Raw genomic sequence first — 15,965 nt, 5'->3', positions numbered from 1 at the left:
GAGATCATGAGTACCGAATCGAAGCCCCGAGGATTGGCCGGACGAATCGTTCGTGCCTTCTGTGCGGTGGTCGCCGCCCTGGTTGCCGTCGTTCTGGCATCAGCCGGTTGGGTGGCGTACGCGACGGCGGGAAAGGTCTACGACGTCGATGATGCGCCGGACGCGCCGGTGGCCATCGTCCTCGGTGCGCAGGTGCGCGACGGCAAGCCGATGCGGTTTCTCTCCGGACGTCTCGATGCTGCGATTGCTTTGATGGCGGCGGGGAAGATCAAGGCAATCCTGGTCTCCGGTGACGCGGACGGCAAATCCGGCAACGAGATTCAAGCGATGACCGACTATTTGGTCGAGCATGGAATCGACCCCAGCGTGATCATCGGCGACGATCACGGCATCGACACCTACGACACCTGCGCACGGGCGAAGGAAACCTTTGGGGTCGAACGCGGGCTGATCATCAGCCAGCCCCTCCATGTGTCGCGTGCCGTGGCGTTGTGTGAGGACATGGATTTGGACGTCGACGGAGTGACGGCGGAGTGCATCGACTGCAATACCCTTGCGGTGGTGCGTAACTACGCGCGAGAGTTGCTGGCGCGCCCCAAGGCGGTACTGGACCTGTGGTCGGGTCGCGATCCCGTGGTGGTGTCGCCGCCCGTCGATTCTCTGGCGAATGTCACGAACCGTTGAGTGTGCCCGACGGCGACGTCCCCATCCCGACCGTGGTGCGAGAGTTGGCGAATTCCGAGGATATTGAGCCGGTGTGGTCGAATGAGCTGGGCGGGTTGACGTTTCGCCTCGGAGAAGAGCGGTACGTCAAGTGGACGCCGGCCGAAACCGCGATAGATCTGGAGGCGGAGGCACGACGCCTGAAGTGGGTGATTCGGTACAGCCCGGTGCCGAAGGTTCTCGAGCGCGGTTCTGACGGTTCGGGTTCCTGGATGGTGACCGAGGCCCTGCCGTGGGAGAGCGCGGTAGCAGATCGCTGGTTCGCAGATCCGGCACGTGCGGTCCGTGCGGCGGCGACCGGTCTTCGGGCCTTTCACGATGCAGTCCCCGTCGCGCAATGCCCGTTCGATTGGTCTGTGCGTGCCCGCGTCGGCGATCGCGGGTTGACTGTCGATCCTCCGTCGATCGACAGGCTCGTCGTCTGCCATGGCGACGCCTGCATGCCGAACACTCTGATCGCCGACGACGGATCCTGGGCAGCGCACGTCGACATGGGCACGATGGGCGTCGCCGATCGTTGGGCGGACCTGGCACCGGCCATCTGGAGCACCGAGTACAACTTCGGACGCAACTACTGTGCGGCCTTCTTGGACGCGTACGGCATCGACCTCGACCGTGAGCGCCTCGCTTACTACCTGTGGTTGTGGGAGTCCACGTGAGCAGCAGAATTGAACGGTGCCGCACGCGGCTAGAGTGAGCGAGCCCCGGTTCGACGACTCAGCGGACCCGTGTATTCAGGAGAAGTGGACGCTTGAGCTGGATTCGCTTGAACGACGTTGCCAAGGGATACGACCAGAAGGTGATGTTGCGCGAGGTGTTCTTCCGTCTCGCCGACGGCGATCGCATCGGTCTGATCGGGCGCAACGGGACGGGCAAGACCACTCTGCTGCAGCTTCTGCTCGGACGTGAGACACCCGATACTGGAACGGTCGATGTCACCGAGGGTGCCCGGATCGGGTACTTCTCGCAGTTCTCGGAACTCGACGGCGATCGCAGCATCCAGGCGGAGCTCGAATCTCTTTTCGTCGCTGTTCACGCGATCGAGGTCGAATTGGCCGAGGTCGAGGCCGCACTCGGGGGCGATCTCGACGAGAAGCAGATGTACAAGCTCGTCGATCGCCAAGCCGAACTGCTCGACGCCATGGAGAACAGCGGCGGCTGGACCTATCACCAACAGATCGACACGGTGCTGTCCATGCTCGGCTTCAACACGGAGCGGCGTGAACTGCCCGTCGATCGACTGTCCGGGGGCTGGCGCAACCGCGCGGCTCTGGCCAAAATTCTGATCGAAGCGCCCGACGTTCTGCTCCTCGACGAGCCGACCAACTTCCTCGACGTGGCCGGAATCGCCTGGCTCGAACGTTGGCTGCGCGTCTTCCGCGGTGCGCTTCTGGTCGTCTCGCACGACCGCGCCTTCCTGGAGCAGGTCGTCACCAGCATCGTCGAGATCGAGAACCATCACCTCCAGACGTACGACGGTAGCTACTCGGAATACGTTCAGCAGAAACAGTTTCGACTCAAGAACCTCGAACGCGAGTTCAGCAACGAGCAACAGCTGCTGGCATACGAGCAGGAAGCGATCAGCGATCGCAAGGAAGCGGTGAAGAACCCCAGCGGGGTGCTCAAGCGTCGGCTCGCGAACATCAAGAAGAGCAAGAGTCCGCGTCCGGTCGATACGGTGGTCACTGCGATCTACGGCGGACTGCACGTCCACGACAACCTGGCCGAGATCACGGGCATCTCCAAAAGCTATGGCGAGCAACGACTTTTCGAGAACATCTCGTTCACCGTGCATCGCGGCGACCGTATCGCCATCACCGGACCGAACGGATGCGGCAAGACGACCCTCGTCGACATCCTCGTCGGTGCCGAGGAACCGGACAGCGGCAAGATCAAATGGAAGACCAAGGCACCGTCGTTCATCTACTACAACCAGGTGCTGGCCGATCTCGATCTCGACGACACCGTGTCACATTCGGTCAATGCGATGCCGGGCAGCCTCGCACTGACGGCGACGAAGAAGGAAGTCCACCGCTTTCTGACTTTGCTGCAGTTCTCCGAGATGGACCTCAAATCGAAGATCGGCGTTCTGTCCGGTGGACAGAAGGCGCGAGTGGCTCTGGCTCAGTGCCTGCTGTTCGGCGCAGGGGTCATTGTTCTCGACGAGCCCACCAACCACCTCGACCTACAGAGCACCCAGGTTCTCGAACGTGCCCTGATGGCATTCCCCGGCGCGGTGATCCTGGTGAGCCACGACAGGTTCTTCGTCGAGAAAGTCGCGTTCAGGCAACTGTCATTCGACGGCAAGGGCGGCGTCACCGAGATCGCCGGTGTGCAGATGGCGTAACGCCGCGGGCTACCCGTTGATCTTCGACGCGGACGTGCCCCACTCGGCGTCGCGCAGCTCCTTCTTCCTGATCTTGCCGGTCGATGTCTTCGGCAGCTCGACGATGAATTCGACGTTGCGCGGGGCCTTGTACGACGCGATAGCAGATTTCACGTGTGCCACGAGGTCGGCCTCGGAGGCGTCCGCGCCCGGTGCCAACACCACGAATGCCTTCGGTCGCTCTCCCCACTTGTCGTCGGGTACCCCGATCACTGCGACGTCGGCGACGGCGGGGTGGCTGGCCAGCGCCTGTTCCACCTCGATCGTCGAAATGTTCTCGCCGCCGGATATGACGACATCCTTGGCTCGATCGAGTAACTGAACGTAGCCGTCGGGATGCATCACCCCGAGGTCGCCGGAATGGAACCAGCCGCCGGCGAAAGCCTTTGTCGTGCCGGCGGTGTCGTTGTAATACCCCTTCATGACGTTGTTGCCGCGCATGACGATCTCACCCATTTCCACGCCGTCGGGTTCGACGTCGATCAGCGTTCCGCCGACACCAGCTTTGTCGCGTACTACTCGCAAACGGTCGGCCGTGAGCATGCCGACTCCCTGCCGAGCCAAGCGTCGCGCCTGCTCGTCGCCGTCCAGTTCGAGCCATTCCTGCTTCGCCTCGCACACCGAGTACGGCCCGTAGGTCTCGGTGAGTCCGTAGACGTGCACGAGCGTTGCGCCCAACGCGCGGATCTTGCCGATGATCGTCGGGCTCGGGGGAGCACCGGCCGTGACGATGGTCAGGGGGCGATCCAGCGAATGTGCCTGCGCTGCAGTGGCAAGAGTGGTCAGCACGGTGGGCGCACCGGCGAGGTGGTCGACGCCGTTGTCGATGGCCGACCAGATCGCATCGCCGCGGACACCGCGGAGACAGACGTGCGTGCCCGACGCGGCCGTGACCGCCCACGTTGTGCACCATCCGTTGCAGTGGAACATGGGCAGTGTCCACAGATAGCGGGTGTCGATACCGAACCCCTGGTGGTGCAGTTCTCCCAGCGAATTGAGGTAGGCACCGCGGTGGGTGTACATCACGCCCTTGGGCCGACCGGTGGTGCCCGAGGTGTAGTTGATCGTGATGGTCGAGGTCTCGTCGTCGACCTCCCACTCGAGCGAATCGTCGGAGCCTCGCTCGAGGAAAGCGTCGTATCGAGTGGTGTGCGGCAGCTTGGCGTATGTGCCGTCGACGCCGGGTGTCTCGACGATCTCACGGACCGAGTCGGCGATCGGATCCGTTCCGAGTCCGGTCAGCAGCTCCGAATCACCCACCAGCAGAACCGAACCGGAGTGATCACAGATGTAGCGAACCTCGGCGGGCGACAGTCTGGTGTTGATCGCGACCAGAACGGCACCGGCCAGTGGAACCGCGTAGTGAGCGAACAGCAGCTCGGCAGAGTTGGACGCGATGTAGGCCACTCGATCTCCGTGGCCGACACCCGACGCGCGCAGGGCGTGCGCGAGCCGGGTGACGTCTTGGGCGAACTGCTCGTAGGTGAATGTCCTCGGCCCGTCCACCACGGCGGTCTTGTGGGGGTGGACCTCCGCTGCGCGTTCGAGAAAGCGAAGGGGCGTCAGCGGAGTATCCAGACCTGTCATGTCAGCCAATGTAGCGCGCACTACGAGGCCAGATCGGATTTGTCGATACGTTCGCGCCCACCGGTAAGGTCGGCGCGTTCGGCGGCAGCGCGGCCGGCACGTCGTCCCGCATGATCCCTCGCCTCGATACGTACTTCTGTTGTCGACGGATACATGGCCGTGAACGCCTTGTTCACGGCATGGCTCCGCTCGGCCAAGATCGGTACCAAGGCACTGCCGTGTTGCTCCGACGCGGCCGTTGTAGCCCGCTCCCGAGCTTCCAGCAGGCGCTGGCCGATACGGTGGGCGTACGCGATCAGGAATGATTTCCTGAAGCTGCGACCTCGGGCTTGCGGTGACTCCGCGAGTTCGTCGAGTGCACGAGACGATTGGACCAGTAGCGATGTGTACAGCAGTTCGCACAAATCCAGATCGACTGGGAGCCCGACGATGTTGACCAGTGCGAATCGCTTGTACCATAGAGTTCGGGCACCATTTGCTTCGCAAACACTGTGCAGGAGAAGTGACTTGGCGTCGGAGTAAGGACTGTCGACCATGATGCGGCGAGTGGTCACGTCGCCGATCAACCCCCGCGGGTTGTCGGCCTCGAGCAGTGCATGGTCGATGGCAAAACGGGTCATGAGATCTTGAGCCTTCGCCGAGAAGGCCTCGGCCTCGGCAGGAAACTGGGTGGACTCCGCCTTTGCCAGTAACCCCCGGATCTTGGCCAACATCTTGGGATCCGAGACGCCGATCCGTCCGATCGGCGACGACGTCGGCGAGGATCGAACCGACGACCACTGTGATGGAATGGGAACGAGCTTGTCGAGTGAACCCAGTGAGGTCGTATGGCCGAGGACGATCAACACCGTGTTCCAGGCGTCGGACGCAGAGACCCGTGGCCGCGAACACCACCATCGAAGTCTTTCGACGGTCATGCCTGCGGTGGGATCGACTTTCAGGTCGATCAGTTGCTCTCGCCAGGAATCGGGTGCCATGGTGAGGGCCGAGAAACGGCCCGTATGCGTTGCGATCGCCTCCACCAAAAGCATCCCGGCAGCGCCCCCAACCATCTTTCGCGTAGCGTGCGCGAGTTCGGCCGGCTGCCAACCGATCTCGAATAACCTGTCGATAGCGTGATCGAGTATCCGTGCGGATACGGCGTACGCGGGGTCGACTTCGGTCGAGCTGTCGAACTTCGCGAGGCGGTCAGCGACCAGTCGAATGTACGCCTTCCACCCCGACCCTCTGGTGGCGTAGTCGAGGCCCATCTCGACGAGGTGAACCGGATCTGCGTCCGGCCAGATTTGACCTGTGCGATAGAAATTTTGAAAACTGTCCAGATCGATACGACTCATCGTCGTCCCCTCCACGTCCCCCGGTGTGGTCCCCGAACTGTTCGGTGAGACGCAGAGTAAGGGAGGGGTCCGACAAACTATTCGAACGTGTCAGCGAGGAGCGAGCATCTGCAGTAGTTCCTCGACCGACGGCAGGCCGGGTATCACGGGAAGGTTCGGAACAGGAGCGGCGGCGGGCGGTGCCGTCAATTCGATGCCGCCGAGGCCCGCCATGACGTCGTCGGTGTTGGATCGGGTCGGTCCGTATGTATTGGATGCAATGACGAAGTCATCGCCGATCGACGCGGACGCGACCACACTCGATCGGTCGTCGGCCCATCCCCACTTGGTCCCGGTCACGCCGGGCAACTGCTCGGTGCCCCAGTCCTGAACCATTCCATCGCGCGCCACAGGAGCCGCAGTGTTCATCCATGCGAGGACGGGGCTGGCGGGATCGGTGCGCTTCTTCGCCGCCAGGAATCGCACGGTGTCGGCTGTGCTCGTGGACGAGTTGCCCCAGAAACCGCCCCGCGAGGTAGAGGTGAGTCCGTATTCCGCGGCGGTTGCCGAAATCGCCTGTGGGTATTTGTTGTCGAGCGTCGAAGCGGCACCGTCGTCGCTGACCTGGACCATCCTGGCGGCCAGGTCGAGGTCTCTCGGCGAACCGTCGCCGAAGCGTACGACGTAGTCGGCCATGTAGAGCTTGACCGTCGACAGTCCTGGGCGCGCCGAGTTGGCCTCCGCGCTGCCCACGAAGGTCCCCGTCGGGATGTGTTCGTACGACACCGAGGTTCGGGCCGGGACATCCGCGAGGTCGCCGGGTGTCGGCAAAGCCTGGGCCGGCACCGCGCACACCAACGCCACGGCAATACCGACAATTGGGACAGCAGTCCTGGTGAAGATGCGTCGCAGGGCCGTCATCTCGTGCTCCTCGAGGTGTTGGCCCGCCGCGAATCGGTGGCCGATGCCTCGGTGTACCCCGATGGTCGACGCTTCAACCTCGACACTGCTTCCCGCGCGCTGCGGCCTTCGTCACCCGGATGAATGTGGCTTTCTTGCAGTTGGAGTGACCGAAAGGCGCATTGATCCCAACCGAGGTGAGCAATCAGGAGCGGCGCAGGGCCAGCAGCCTGTCTTTCGAGCGTCGTAGCGTGCCCCGGTTCGCCCCGGCAGGCCAGGTGTCGGGCAGCTCGATCGGATCCGTCAGGCGACCGGCGTTGAAGTCGTCGACCAGATGGCCGACGGTTTCCTGGGCACAGGATTTGTTGGTGCCGATGAATCCCGAAGGACCGCGCTTGATCCAACCGGTGACGTAGCTGCCGACCGACGTCTGCCCACCGGATTCCTGCAACACGCGGCCGCCGGTGTTGGGAATGATGCCGGCTCGGTCGTCGAACGGAACCCCGGGGAGCGCGACACCGCGGTAGCCGATGGAGGTGAGGACGAGTCCGGCCTCGATGCTGTCCACGTCACCGGTCGGCGTGCTGCGAACCACGTCGTCGCCGTCCGCGGAGAGGCCCATTCGGTCGAACTCGATACCCGTCACGCGATCGGTACCGAGGATCCTGGTGGGGGAGAGAAGGTAGCGCAGAGTGATTCGCTTGCGACCGTCGCTGTGTTCGGGGGATTCGTCGACGTGGCGAAGCAGTTGCAATTTCTGTGCCACGGCGTGGGGTAGGTCGTCGGTCGCGGCGAGTCGGACGGTGACCGGATCGAGTGCGAGTTCGCTGCGGTCGATGGCCAGGTCGATATCGGGGACGGTCAGCAATCCGGCGAACTCGGGCACGGTGAAGGCGGACTGTGCCACACCGCGTCGGCCGACGATGACCACTTCACGGACTGCGCTGTGGCGCAGGGCGTCCAACGCGTACGGTGCGATGTCTGTCTGGGCGAGGGCATCCGGATTCATCGTCAGAATACGGGCGACGTCGAGTGCGACGTTGCCGTTACCGACGATGACGGCGCGTTCGTGCGAGAGGTCGAACGTGCGGTGCGCGTGATCGGGGTGGCCGTTGTACCAGGCGACGAAGTCGGTTGCCGAACTGCGACCGGGCAATTCGGCTCCCGGAATGCGGAGCTCGCGATCCGATGATGCACCGACTGCGTAGATCACGGCGTGGTGGGTGTCCATCAACTCGTCGTGGGTGACGTCCTTGCCGACCTCGACTCCGAGGTGGTAGGTAAATCCCTCCTGCGCGGAGATGGTTTCGAACAATCGGGACACCTGACGCGTCTTCTGGTGATCGGGTGCGACGCCGAGTCGAGCGAGGCCGTGAGGTTGCGGAAGTCGATCGTAGACATCGACCCTCACGCCCGGCTGGGTGAGCAGTTCGTCCGCGGCATACATGGCGGACGGGCCCGAGCCGACGATTGCGACTCGAAGCGGCTGACGATCCCTCGAGACCGAGGCTGCCGGGGTGACCGGGGCCAGAATGGGCCGCGGTGGGCGCTCCTGCTTGTAGAAATCCGCATTGATCGTCAGGAACGGCAGTTGCGCCTCGGTCAGTTTCGCCTGCGGCACAATGGCATCGACGGGGCAGGCCGAAACGCACGCGCCACAGTCGACACACGATTGCGGATCGATGTGCAACATTTCCGCCGTCAGGAAATCCGGTTCGTCGGGAGTGGGGTGAATGCAGTTGACGGGACACGCGTAGACGCACGATGCGTCGCTGCAACATGACTGGGTGACGACGTGGGGCATGAGATTTCCTGACGGCAGAGGCAAGAAGGCTGAGCGGCGAGAGTGCTATGCGGCGAACTGGCTCGAACTGCGGTCGGGTTCGCTACGGAAACGTGACGCTTTGCCGTCGATTCCGCACAGCTTCCACATGAGTCGAGCGGCGCGATTCATCATTCCGGTGTCGGTGGCCAGCATGCGCACATCTCCGAAGTAGTCCTGCAGCGCGTGCTGTGATTCCTCGGTGCCCCAGAACAGGTCCTTCTTGACCTGCTTCGGGATGTCGAACTTCGTCCAGAACTTCTTCGGCGGAATGACGATGACGTCGCACAGGATGCGCATCGTGACCGGGAACGCCAGCGAGAGCAGGAACCGCCCGGCCTTGGACATCTTGGGAACGCGACGACGTAGCAACTGGTGCGCGAACGAGATGTGTCGTGCCTCCTCGGCGACGTGAATTGCCATGACGCTCTGCATGATCGGATGGATTTCCTCACCGGACCGCAGGACCGACTTCTGAATGTGGTCGATGGGCTCCTCGCCTGCGAGGACGCCGACGAAGAACAGTTCGGGCAGCAGCGTGGCGAACAAGGGGATGAACGGCGAGAGCATCTTCATGGGCCGGCTCATGCCGGGGGCGTCGGAATCGACGCGGTTGACCATCTCTTGGAACATCAGGGTGTGGTTGCACTCTTCGATGGATTCGTGGGTGCAGTATCGTGCCTCGGCCGAGCCGTTGGGCAGCGAGAACACGTACTGCATCATGCCGCGGATCAGGATGTTCTCGAACTGGAGACCGACCTTGGCGACGTTGGCCTGACGCCACATGCCGATCTCGATCTGCTTCTCGAGCGGTAGTGCCTGGTACCAGGCGTGGCCACCGATCGGGTCCGTCTTGGCGGGGAGTACCCAGCGGGGATCGTTGGCGGGCACCGCGAACTTCTCGGACTCCCAGTCGATGTCGACGTACGGATCGAAGTGCTTGTGCACGGAACCCTCGGACAGCAGGGTGAGCGTCTCGTTGTACTGCTGTTCGTCCGTGGCGTCGGTGTCGACCGAAACGGACGTAGTGCCTGTCGTCAGTGTCATGGCTTCTCCAAACGAGGTGCGAACATAGAGTTAATGTAACCCCAGTTAACACGAAAGGGAAGCGCGCGGGAAAAATCCTGGTCGGCTGCCGTCTACTGTTCGTCCGAACGCTCGTCGGAGATCTCTGCCACCTCATCGGTCTCGAACAGCTGCAGCTGGATCGCCGACGGATCGACCACCGGCGCGATGTGCTCGGGTGTGCTGCGCAGCACCTCGCGCAGAGCAGCAACCGCGCGTCCCCATTTGCCGGCTTCTCGATCTGCCTCGTCGACGTCGCACTGCTCGTCACCGAGATCCGCAGCGACTGCCATACCGCGCCACGACGCCTCCTGCTCGGCGCTGATGCGGAGGTAGGAGACGACGACATCGCGATCGGAGGAGCAACATCCGAGGACGGTGTCGAGGTCGAGGGACTCTTCGGACCGGGCAAGAAGCTCTACCAGCTCGAGCAGACCGTCCGGGAAGTCTTCCGCGTCGATCGGCGGCGGTGTCGGTTCCCCGAGTGCGCCGCCGAAATCCTCGGCGAATTTGTCGTCCACCTGCTCCCACACATGACTGAGCATCCGCACAGCCCACAGCAGGTGATCGGCAACGAAGGGCGACCCGCTCACTCGCACCTGCGCGACGATGCAGTCCTGAACCAGATGAAGCATCACGTCCGGGAGCTGCAGATTGAGATCGACCAGCAACTCGGCCGCGCGGGTTCGTCCGGATACGGCGTGAACCAGCGTCGAATTGATCTCGACGACAGGTTCGGTTGGCTTGACCGACACGTACGCGGTGCCGCTCGCGAACCGCAGGGGAATGTCGCCGTCGGGGTCGTGATCCGGCGGGAAACCGAACCATGGCTCCAGGGCTCGGTCGACGAGTTGCTGTAGGTGTTCCTTGCCCTTCGGTTGCACGCACAGTGGGACTACGGCCGTATCGGTCTCGGTGGTGGTGGCGTCGAAACTCGGGACGTCGTAGCGACCGGTGGCGCGTGAGCCCAGGAAGGACGGGTGGGGCAGACCCCAGATGTCGCGGAACACCGCGACAGTCTTCTTTGCCAGATCATCGGACCACGAGCGATTGCGGTCGACATGCGGTGCCGTGGGCTCGGAATCGACTGTCGTGCGAAATCCGATTCGGCTCAATGCTTCTCGCTGCTCGGTGGTGATGGCGCGTCCACTGTGCAGATGCTCGTTCGACGGAATTTCGCAGCGGACCATATCCAGATCCCAGGCGTAGAACTGCACGCAGGCTGCGGTGTCGGGTACGCCGTCGGTGGTGTCGTAACGCGACTCGATCACCAAAGCATCGCCGTCGCGCATCGCGCAGACGTAATCGCCGAGCTTGCGCTGGAATTGCATCCAGGCAGCATCGACGTCGAAGTCGAACTCGAGTGAATCGCTCATGTCGGCTCCTTACCCAGATCGCGTTGCCGTAACGCACAGTCGGTGACGCTAGCGGCGACCACCGACACGGTCTCGGCGCTCGCGGTGGGTGTCACGACGACGCCGAATCCTCGACCGAGCTGTAGAGCGGGTCGTCCTGCGACTCCTCGTCCATCACACCGAACGGCTGCGCCTCGGCCACACCGTCCAGCACCGCCGGACGCAACGCGTGCGGAACGGCGAGAACCTCCTCGATTCTGACGAGGATGCCCTGCTCGATGAGGGATCGAACCCGGTGGTCGATCAGCTGTGCCGTACGCAGATCCTCACCTTCGAGCTCGGCGTAGTCCTCGCCCTCGTTGTTGATCGGCAGCTCGTCTGTCATGGCGGCCAGGAGCGTCTGCACCGCGAACGTGTTGGCCAGCGACCGTGACACATCGGGGTCGTCGGCATCTCCCGATAGCTGCACGCGCACGTGTTCGGCAACCAGCTCGTGCACGGTCTCGGCTCCACGGCCGGCCAGCGAATGTGCATTGTCTCCCGGCCTGGCGGTGTCTCCGTCGATGCGAATCAGTTCGGTGGCGATGGCCGTCGACCAGTAATCGACCGCGGCACCCACACCGAGGTGGGAGGGATCGAGCGGGGCAGATCCGACGGCGCGCTGCAGTTCGGCATCGTCGCCCACCGCCAATCCGTCGGCCACGCGCGCGACGATGTCGTCGAGTGCAGGCAGCAACGGAAGCGCCGAGATGGCGGCGAGTTCCTGGGCCAGGGAAACGTCGGGCAGGTCGATGTCGTCGGCGTCGAGCATGTCGGGCTCGTCGCCCTCGAGGAAGTCCGAGAGGTCTTCCATGCAGTGCGCGTAGTCCTCGGGGCTGCCGTCCCATAGATCGGTCTCATCGAGGAACGTCAGATACTGCAGCGAGGTGAGAACAAGATTGACCGCGGTGTCCTCGGCAGTGTCGGAATCCTCCTGCAGGATGCGTTCGGCCGCATCGACCAGCAAGTGCGCATCAGCGGGAAGCCACGCGCTGGGGGAGAAGCCGTGACGAGCACCGGCAAGTTGGGTCAGTGTCGACGACACGAGCCGAGAGATCGCCTCCGATTGTTCCGACATCTCGCTCTCGTCGAGCCATTCGACGAAACCGTCGATCAGATCGGCGATGCGTTCGGTGACGGCACCGGTCGGGGCCGGTCGGGATTGCTGGTGACGCCGTTGCCGGGCCTTGGTCTTTTCTGCACGTTTCTGTCCGCGGTTGGCAGGCCGCTTCGATCCCATGACTCCCAGCTTATCTGTTGGCATGTCCGGTTTCGTCGATCCGTGCCCTCAGCGAAGAAGGAACGAGCCCGCAGACGCAGGGAGAGCCGGATTCGATGCACGGCGATACAGCTCCGCGGGGCGGCCGCCGCCCGCGGTCGAGGTTGCGCCCGTTCCTTGCAACGAGCCGATGACGTGGCGTCGGAACGTGTCTTTCGGGAGCGGACGATCGAAGACGATCTCGTACAGCTCGCGGAGTTCGAGAAGGGTGAATTCCGCGTCCGACAACAGTGCGGAATCGACCTCACGCGCGTAGCGGTCACGGAGGTCCAGTACCGCCTCGGTCACCATGTTGCCGTGGTCGAAGGCCAGCGGCGACACCGGTGCGGAGCCGTCGATCGGCATCGATTCGGTTGTGGGAGAGAGTGATCGAGCCGATATCGCTGCGCTGTGCGCCATCGACAGTACCCATCCGCGGTCGTCGCGATCAGGGCCGTCGAACATCCTCAGCTGATGAAAAGAGAGATCGATCAGGCCTGCCTTCGTCCTCAACGCGCGGTCTGCCGCGTCGGCGAGGGTCTCCGACGGTCGCAGGAACGTGCCCGGTAACGCAGGGCCGCGCTCCGACGGAACGACGACGACGTGCAGTCGCCGTTCGCGGACGGTCAGTACTGCGACATCGACGGCCACGGAGGGGCGCGGATAGTCGGTCAGAGCGTTGCCGTTTCGGTCTCTCCACGTCATGTCTTGCATCTTAGCGCTAATGTGATCTATGGTTAGCGCAATATCAATCTAAGGGGTAGAGATGCGGTTGACCGACATTCAGCACGATCGGGCGCGAGGGGTTCTGCTGGGAACCGCGGTGGGCGATGCGTTGGGCGCAGGATACGAATTCGGATATCCCACTCCCGAGACGACCATCGCCATGATCGGCGGCGGCGCATTCGACTGGTCCCCGGGCGAATGGACCGACGACACCTCGATGGCGCTCTGCGTCGCGCGCGCACTCGAGCGGGGCGCCGACGTGGACGAGATCGCCGAGTACTTTCGCGACTGGTTCCACCAGAACCCTCCCGACGTGGGAAACCAGACTCGGCTGGTGCTGTCGCAGCCGACGCGCAATGGTGCCGACATGACTGCGGCAGCGGCGTCGTTGACAGGGAGAACCGGCGGCAACGGATCACTCATGCGAACGGCACCGGTTGCCCTGGCCTACCTCGATGACCCGGCGGGTTGTCGAGATGCTGCTGCGCGGATCAGTGCACTCACTCATTCCGATCCCCGCGCCGGGCAAGCGTGCCAAATGTGGAGTCACGCAATTCGATACGCGGTTCTGAACTCCACCTACGACGGCGTGACCGAGTTCTTGATCGATGCCGAAGCCGATGTCCGCGACTTCTGGCAGCCTCTGCTTCGTCAAGCACAGCAGGGGCAGCCGTCCGACTTCCCGAACAACGGCTGGGTGGTTCACGCTCTGCAGACGGCGTGGTGGGCAATCCATCGGTCGGCCGACGCGGAGCAGCCCCTGCCCGCCGCTCTCGAACTGTGCGTCCGCGCCGGCGGCGACACCGACACCACGGCGGCCATAGCCGGAGGACTCCTCGGAGCGCGGTGGGGCGCATCGGCGGTGCCGAGCGAATGGCGCGACATCGTCCACGGCTACCCAGGGTTGCGCGCCGACGACCTCGACCGAATCACCTCGAACATCATTGCAGCGAAGGAGCTTTCATGACAGTCATCGACGTCGTCCAGGGCGACATCACGGACGTGGCCGCAGATGCGATCGTCAATGCCGCCAATACACGATTGCTCGGCGGCGGGGGAGTCGACGGTGCCATCCACCGAGCCGGTGGGCCCGACATCCTCGCAGAATGCAAGGCGCTGAGGGCCACCACACTGCCCCACGGCCTCGACGTCGGCGCAGCCGTCGCCACCACCGCGGGCCGACTTCGAGCCGGCTGTGTCATCCACACCGTCGGCCCGCGCTACTCCCCGCACGAGGACAGATCCGAGCTGCTGCGACTGTGCTACGCCCGGAGCCTGGCACTGGCAGCGTCGATGAACATGAAGTCGATTGCCTTTCCGCTGGTTTCCGGCGGCTCCTACGGATGGCCGATGCAGGATGCAGTCACCCAACAGGTCCTGGCAGTCAAAGCGGCCCGGCCGTCGGTCGACCTCGTCATGCTCGTCGCCTTTTCCCGCGAAGCCGCGGACCTGACGCGGCGGTTGGTGGGTTAGGTGTCGCAGCCGATCCCGTCTTTGTCGCGGTCGAGTTTCAGGCTGTAACCCGGCTCGCCCGCGTAGATCGGTGCTGCACCGGCGGCTCGGACTGCGTCGCAATTGGCATACGTGACGACAGGAGGCACTGCGGCCAACGGCGCGGGGGCGGTGTAGACGGGCTCGGGTGTGTACACCGGTTCCGGCGTGTAGACGGGCTCCGGGATGTACACAGGTTCCGGCTCGGGCAACGGGATGTATTCCGTTGTCGTCGGTATCTCGACGACGGCGGCGACCGGCTCGGTGGTCGGAGCCGCGGTCGTCGTGGTCGGGGCCGGTGTTGTGGTCGACGCCGGTGCGGTGGTCGTCGTGACGGTCGGCAACGCTGGCACGGCCGCGACCGGTGCGATGGCGGTCGGGGTCTCGGTTTCGGTCGTGGTGGTCAGCCCCATCACGAACAGTGCGGGAAGGATGGCGATGGCGGGTACCGCCCAGACCTTGCGACCCCGCGCGGGTGACGAGCGCAGGTATATGACTCCGGTGCCGACCAGCAACGCGCCGACGAGTACCGCACCGAACTCGAACGAGACAATTGCTCCGATCAGGAAGAACGCCCCGAAAAGAATGGCTGCCCAAGCGAATACCCTCCCGACCAGTGGGCGGCGAGGCTTCTGTGGCTCGGGTGCCGGGCGCTGAAAGGGTGGTGGGTAGGCACTGGTCATGTCGAGGGTCCGTTCGGGTCGCGAGGGGTGTCGATGTCGCGGCCGAGATGTCACCCGCGAGACCGGAAGCAACCGTCTCGTTCTGTCCGAACCGGTCGGTCGCATTTCCGTTCACCATGTCGCACCGACCGGGTTCGTCGTTACATCCCGTGTGAGAACGCCAACCGCCCGATCAGTAGAGCTCGCGAAAGCCGCCGATCGCAGTGATGGAATTGCCGTCGGGATCGGAGACCGTCGACAGTCGGACCCCCTTGTTCGCGTCGACGATGGTGCCGAAGTCGATGCCGCGGGAACGAGCGGCGTCGACGAACACCTCGATGTCCTCGACGGCAACGTTGAACAAGGACGAGCCTGCCCGCCCGGGATCGACGGTCACTTGGAGCCACGCAGCCGAAGCCAGCCGCCACTCCACCAGACTCGGCATCGGATTGTTGTCGGGGCGGCGGTCGAACAGCTTCTCGTACCACTGCCGTGCGGAGTCGATATCGCGCACCGCCACCACGGCAAGCACATGTTCGATCATGGGTTTCTCCTTTTTATCGTTCGAGTCCGCAGATATGGACCGGATCCGACGGCCCGACTCATCGCGCAGACTCTGTCGGTGGCTCGAGTAG

The 15,965-nt window shown here is 63.7% G+C and carries 15 protein-coding genes; 5 read left to right on the top strand and 10 right to left on the bottom strand.

Annotated elements, in window-relative coordinates:
• Positions 1-6: 6 nt before the first annotated feature.
• From CH251_RS11605 to CH251_RS11595, 3 genes are all read left to right on the top strand, one after another.
• Entirely contained in the window at positions 7-684 is a 678-nt protein-coding gene (locus CH251_RS11605; protein ID WP_094613389.1) for a vancomycin high temperature exclusion protein, read from the top strand.
• Positions 681-1,382 (top strand): aminoglycoside 3'-phosphotransferase, encoded by a 702-nt coding sequence (locus CH251_RS11600; protein ID WP_094613388.1) that lies wholly within the window; start codon positions 681-683, stop codon positions 1,380-1,382. The genes CH251_RS11605 and CH251_RS11600 overlap by 4 nt, the downstream gene beginning before the upstream one ends.
• 92 nt (positions 1,383-1,474) lie before the next feature.
• Positions 1,475-3,070: an ABC-F family ATP-binding cassette domain-containing protein gene (locus CH251_RS11595; protein ID WP_179273522.1), complete on the top strand. Its 1,596-nt coding sequence runs from the start codon at positions 1,475-1,477 to the stop codon at positions 3,068-3,070.
• Positions 3,071-3,079: 9 nt separating this feature from the next.
• Here the strand turns inward: CH251_RS11595 and CH251_RS11590 are convergent, their stop codons facing one another.
• The 8 genes from CH251_RS11590 to CH251_RS11555 all read right to left on the bottom strand — a co-directional run bounded on the left by CH251_RS11590 (position 3,080) and on the right by CH251_RS11555 (position 13,156).
• Positions 3,080-4,696 carry an AMP-binding protein gene (locus CH251_RS11590; protein WP_094613387.1) on the bottom strand — a complete coding sequence of 539 codons (1,617 nt, stop codon included), beginning with the start codon at positions 4,694-4,696 and terminating at the stop codon, positions 3,080-3,082.
• 20 nt (positions 4,697-4,716) lie between these two features.
• Positions 4,717-6,033 (bottom strand): DUF2786 domain-containing protein, encoded by a 1,317-nt coding sequence (locus tag CH251_RS11585; RefSeq protein ID WP_143537873.1) that lies wholly within the window; start codon positions 6,031-6,033, stop codon positions 4,717-4,719.
• Positions 6,034-6,123: 90 nt separating this feature from the next.
• Positions 6,124-6,933, bottom strand: a complete 810-nt coding sequence (locus tag CH251_RS11580; protein ID WP_094613385.1) for a hypothetical protein — start codon at positions 6,931-6,933, stop codon at positions 6,124-6,126.
• Between the two features lie 184 nt (positions 6,934-7,117).
• On the bottom strand, positions 7,118-8,716 hold the full coding sequence (locus CH251_RS11575; protein ID WP_094613384.1) for an FAD-dependent oxidoreductase: 1,599 nt from the start codon (positions 8,714-8,716) through the stop codon (positions 7,118-7,120).
• Positions 8,717-8,761: 45 nt separating this feature from the next.
• The gene (locus CH251_RS11570; RefSeq protein WP_094613383.1) at positions 8,762-9,781 is read right to left on the bottom strand and encodes a diiron oxygenase; all 1,020 of its coding nucleotides are present in this window, start codon (positions 9,779-9,781) and stop codon (positions 8,762-8,764) included.
• A 92-nt stretch (positions 9,782-9,873) separates the two neighbouring features.
• Complete coding sequence (locus CH251_RS11565) at positions 9,874-11,175, bottom strand: hypothetical protein (protein WP_094613382.1); 1,302 nt, start codon at positions 11,173-11,175, stop codon at positions 9,874-9,876.
• 91 nt (positions 11,176-11,266) lie between these two features.
• Positions 11,267-12,457, bottom strand: coding sequence for a hypothetical protein (locus tag CH251_RS11560; RefSeq protein WP_143544966.1), 1,191 nt, complete (start codon positions 12,455-12,457; stop codon positions 11,267-11,269).
• A 24-nt stretch (positions 12,458-12,481) separates the two neighbouring features.
• On the bottom strand, positions 12,482-13,156 hold the full coding sequence (locus CH251_RS11555; RefSeq protein ID WP_094613436.1) for an NUDIX hydrolase: 675 nt from the start codon (positions 13,154-13,156) through the stop codon (positions 12,482-12,484).
• 61 nt (positions 13,157-13,217) lie between these two features.
• Here CH251_RS11555 and CH251_RS11550 point away from each other — a divergent pair, with 61 nt between their 5' ends.
• A complete protein-coding gene (locus CH251_RS11550; protein ID WP_094613380.1) occupies positions 13,218-14,144 on the top strand; it encodes an ADP-ribosylglycohydrolase family protein in 927 nt (308 codons plus the stop codon).
• The gene (locus tag CH251_RS11545; protein ID WP_094613379.1) at positions 14,141-14,650 is read left to right on the top strand and encodes an O-acetyl-ADP-ribose deacetylase; all 510 of its coding nucleotides are present in this window, start codon (positions 14,141-14,143) and stop codon (positions 14,648-14,650) included. Before CH251_RS11550 ends, CH251_RS11545 begins: the two co-directional genes overlap by 4 nt.
• On the opposite strand, the gene CH251_RS27890 is transcribed toward CH251_RS11545, so the two are convergent.
• Together CH251_RS27890 and CH251_RS11535 are read right to left on the bottom strand one after the other, a co-directional pair.
• Complete coding sequence (locus tag CH251_RS27890; RefSeq protein WP_256978985.1) at positions 14,647-15,351, bottom strand: excalibur calcium-binding domain-containing protein; 705 nt, start codon at positions 15,349-15,351, stop codon at positions 14,647-14,649. The two genes, CH251_RS11545 and CH251_RS27890, sit on opposite strands and share 4 nt — an antisense overlap.
• Positions 15,352-15,523: 172 nt before the next feature.
• A complete protein-coding gene (locus CH251_RS11535) occupies positions 15,524-15,874 on the bottom strand; it encodes a VOC family protein (protein ID WP_094613378.1) in 351 nt (116 codons plus the stop codon).
• Between the last annotated feature and the right edge of the window lie 91 nt (positions 15,875-15,965).

The organism is Rhodococcus sp. 06-462-5, assembly GCF_002258315.1.
In the GTDB taxonomy this organism is placed as follows: domain Bacteria; phylum Actinomycetota; class Actinomycetes; order Mycobacteriales; family Mycobacteriaceae; genus Rhodococcoides.
Note: the sequence above shows the minus strand (reverse complement) of the source record. Positions and strands in the feature narration are given on the sequence as shown.

Coding starts and splice junctions, on each gene's coding strand:
- CH251_RS11605 (WP_094613389.1), top strand. CDS start 7: ATGAGTACCGAATCGAAGCCCCGAGGATTGGCCGGACGAATCGTTCGT.
- CH251_RS11590 (WP_094613387.1), bottom strand. CDS start 4,696: ATGACAGGTCTGGATACTCCGCTGACGCCCCTTCGCTTTCTCGAACGC.
- CH251_RS11585 (WP_143537873.1), bottom strand. CDS start 6,033: ATGAGTCGTATCGATCTGGACAGTTTTCAAAATTTCTATCGCACAGGT.
- CH251_RS11580 (WP_094613385.1), bottom strand. CDS start 6,933: ATGACGGCCCTGCGACGCATCTTCACCAGGACTGCTGTCCCAATTGTC.
- CH251_RS11575 (WP_094613384.1), bottom strand. CDS start 8,716: ATGCCCCACGTCGTCACCCAGTCATGTTGCAGCGACGCATCGTGCGTC.
- CH251_RS11570 (WP_094613383.1), bottom strand. CDS start 9,781: ATGACACTGACGACAGGCACTACGTCCGTTTCGGTCGACACCGACGCC.
- CH251_RS11565 (WP_094613382.1), bottom strand. CDS start 11,175: ATGAGCGATTCACTCGAGTTCGACTTCGACGTCGATGCTGCCTGGATG.
- CH251_RS11560 (WP_143544966.1), bottom strand. CDS start 12,457: ATGCCAACAGATAAGCTGGGAGTCATGGGATCGAAGCGGCCTGCCAAC.
- CH251_RS11555 (WP_094613436.1), bottom strand. CDS start 13,156: ATGACGTGGAGAGACCGAAACGGCAACGCTCTGACCGACTATCCGCGC.
- CH251_RS11550 (WP_094613380.1), top strand. CDS start 13,218: ATGCGGTTGACCGACATTCAGCACGATCGGGCGCGAGGGGTTCTGCTG.
- CH251_RS11545 (WP_094613379.1), top strand. CDS start 14,141: ATGACAGTCATCGACGTCGTCCAGGGCGACATCACGGACGTGGCCGCA.
- CH251_RS27890 (WP_256978985.1), bottom strand. CDS start 15,351: ATGACCAGTGCCTACCCACCACCCTTTCAGCGCCCGGCACCCGAGCCA.
- CH251_RS11535 (WP_094613378.1), bottom strand. CDS start 15,874: ATGATCGAACATGTGCTTGCCGTGGTGGCGGTGCGCGATATCGACTCC.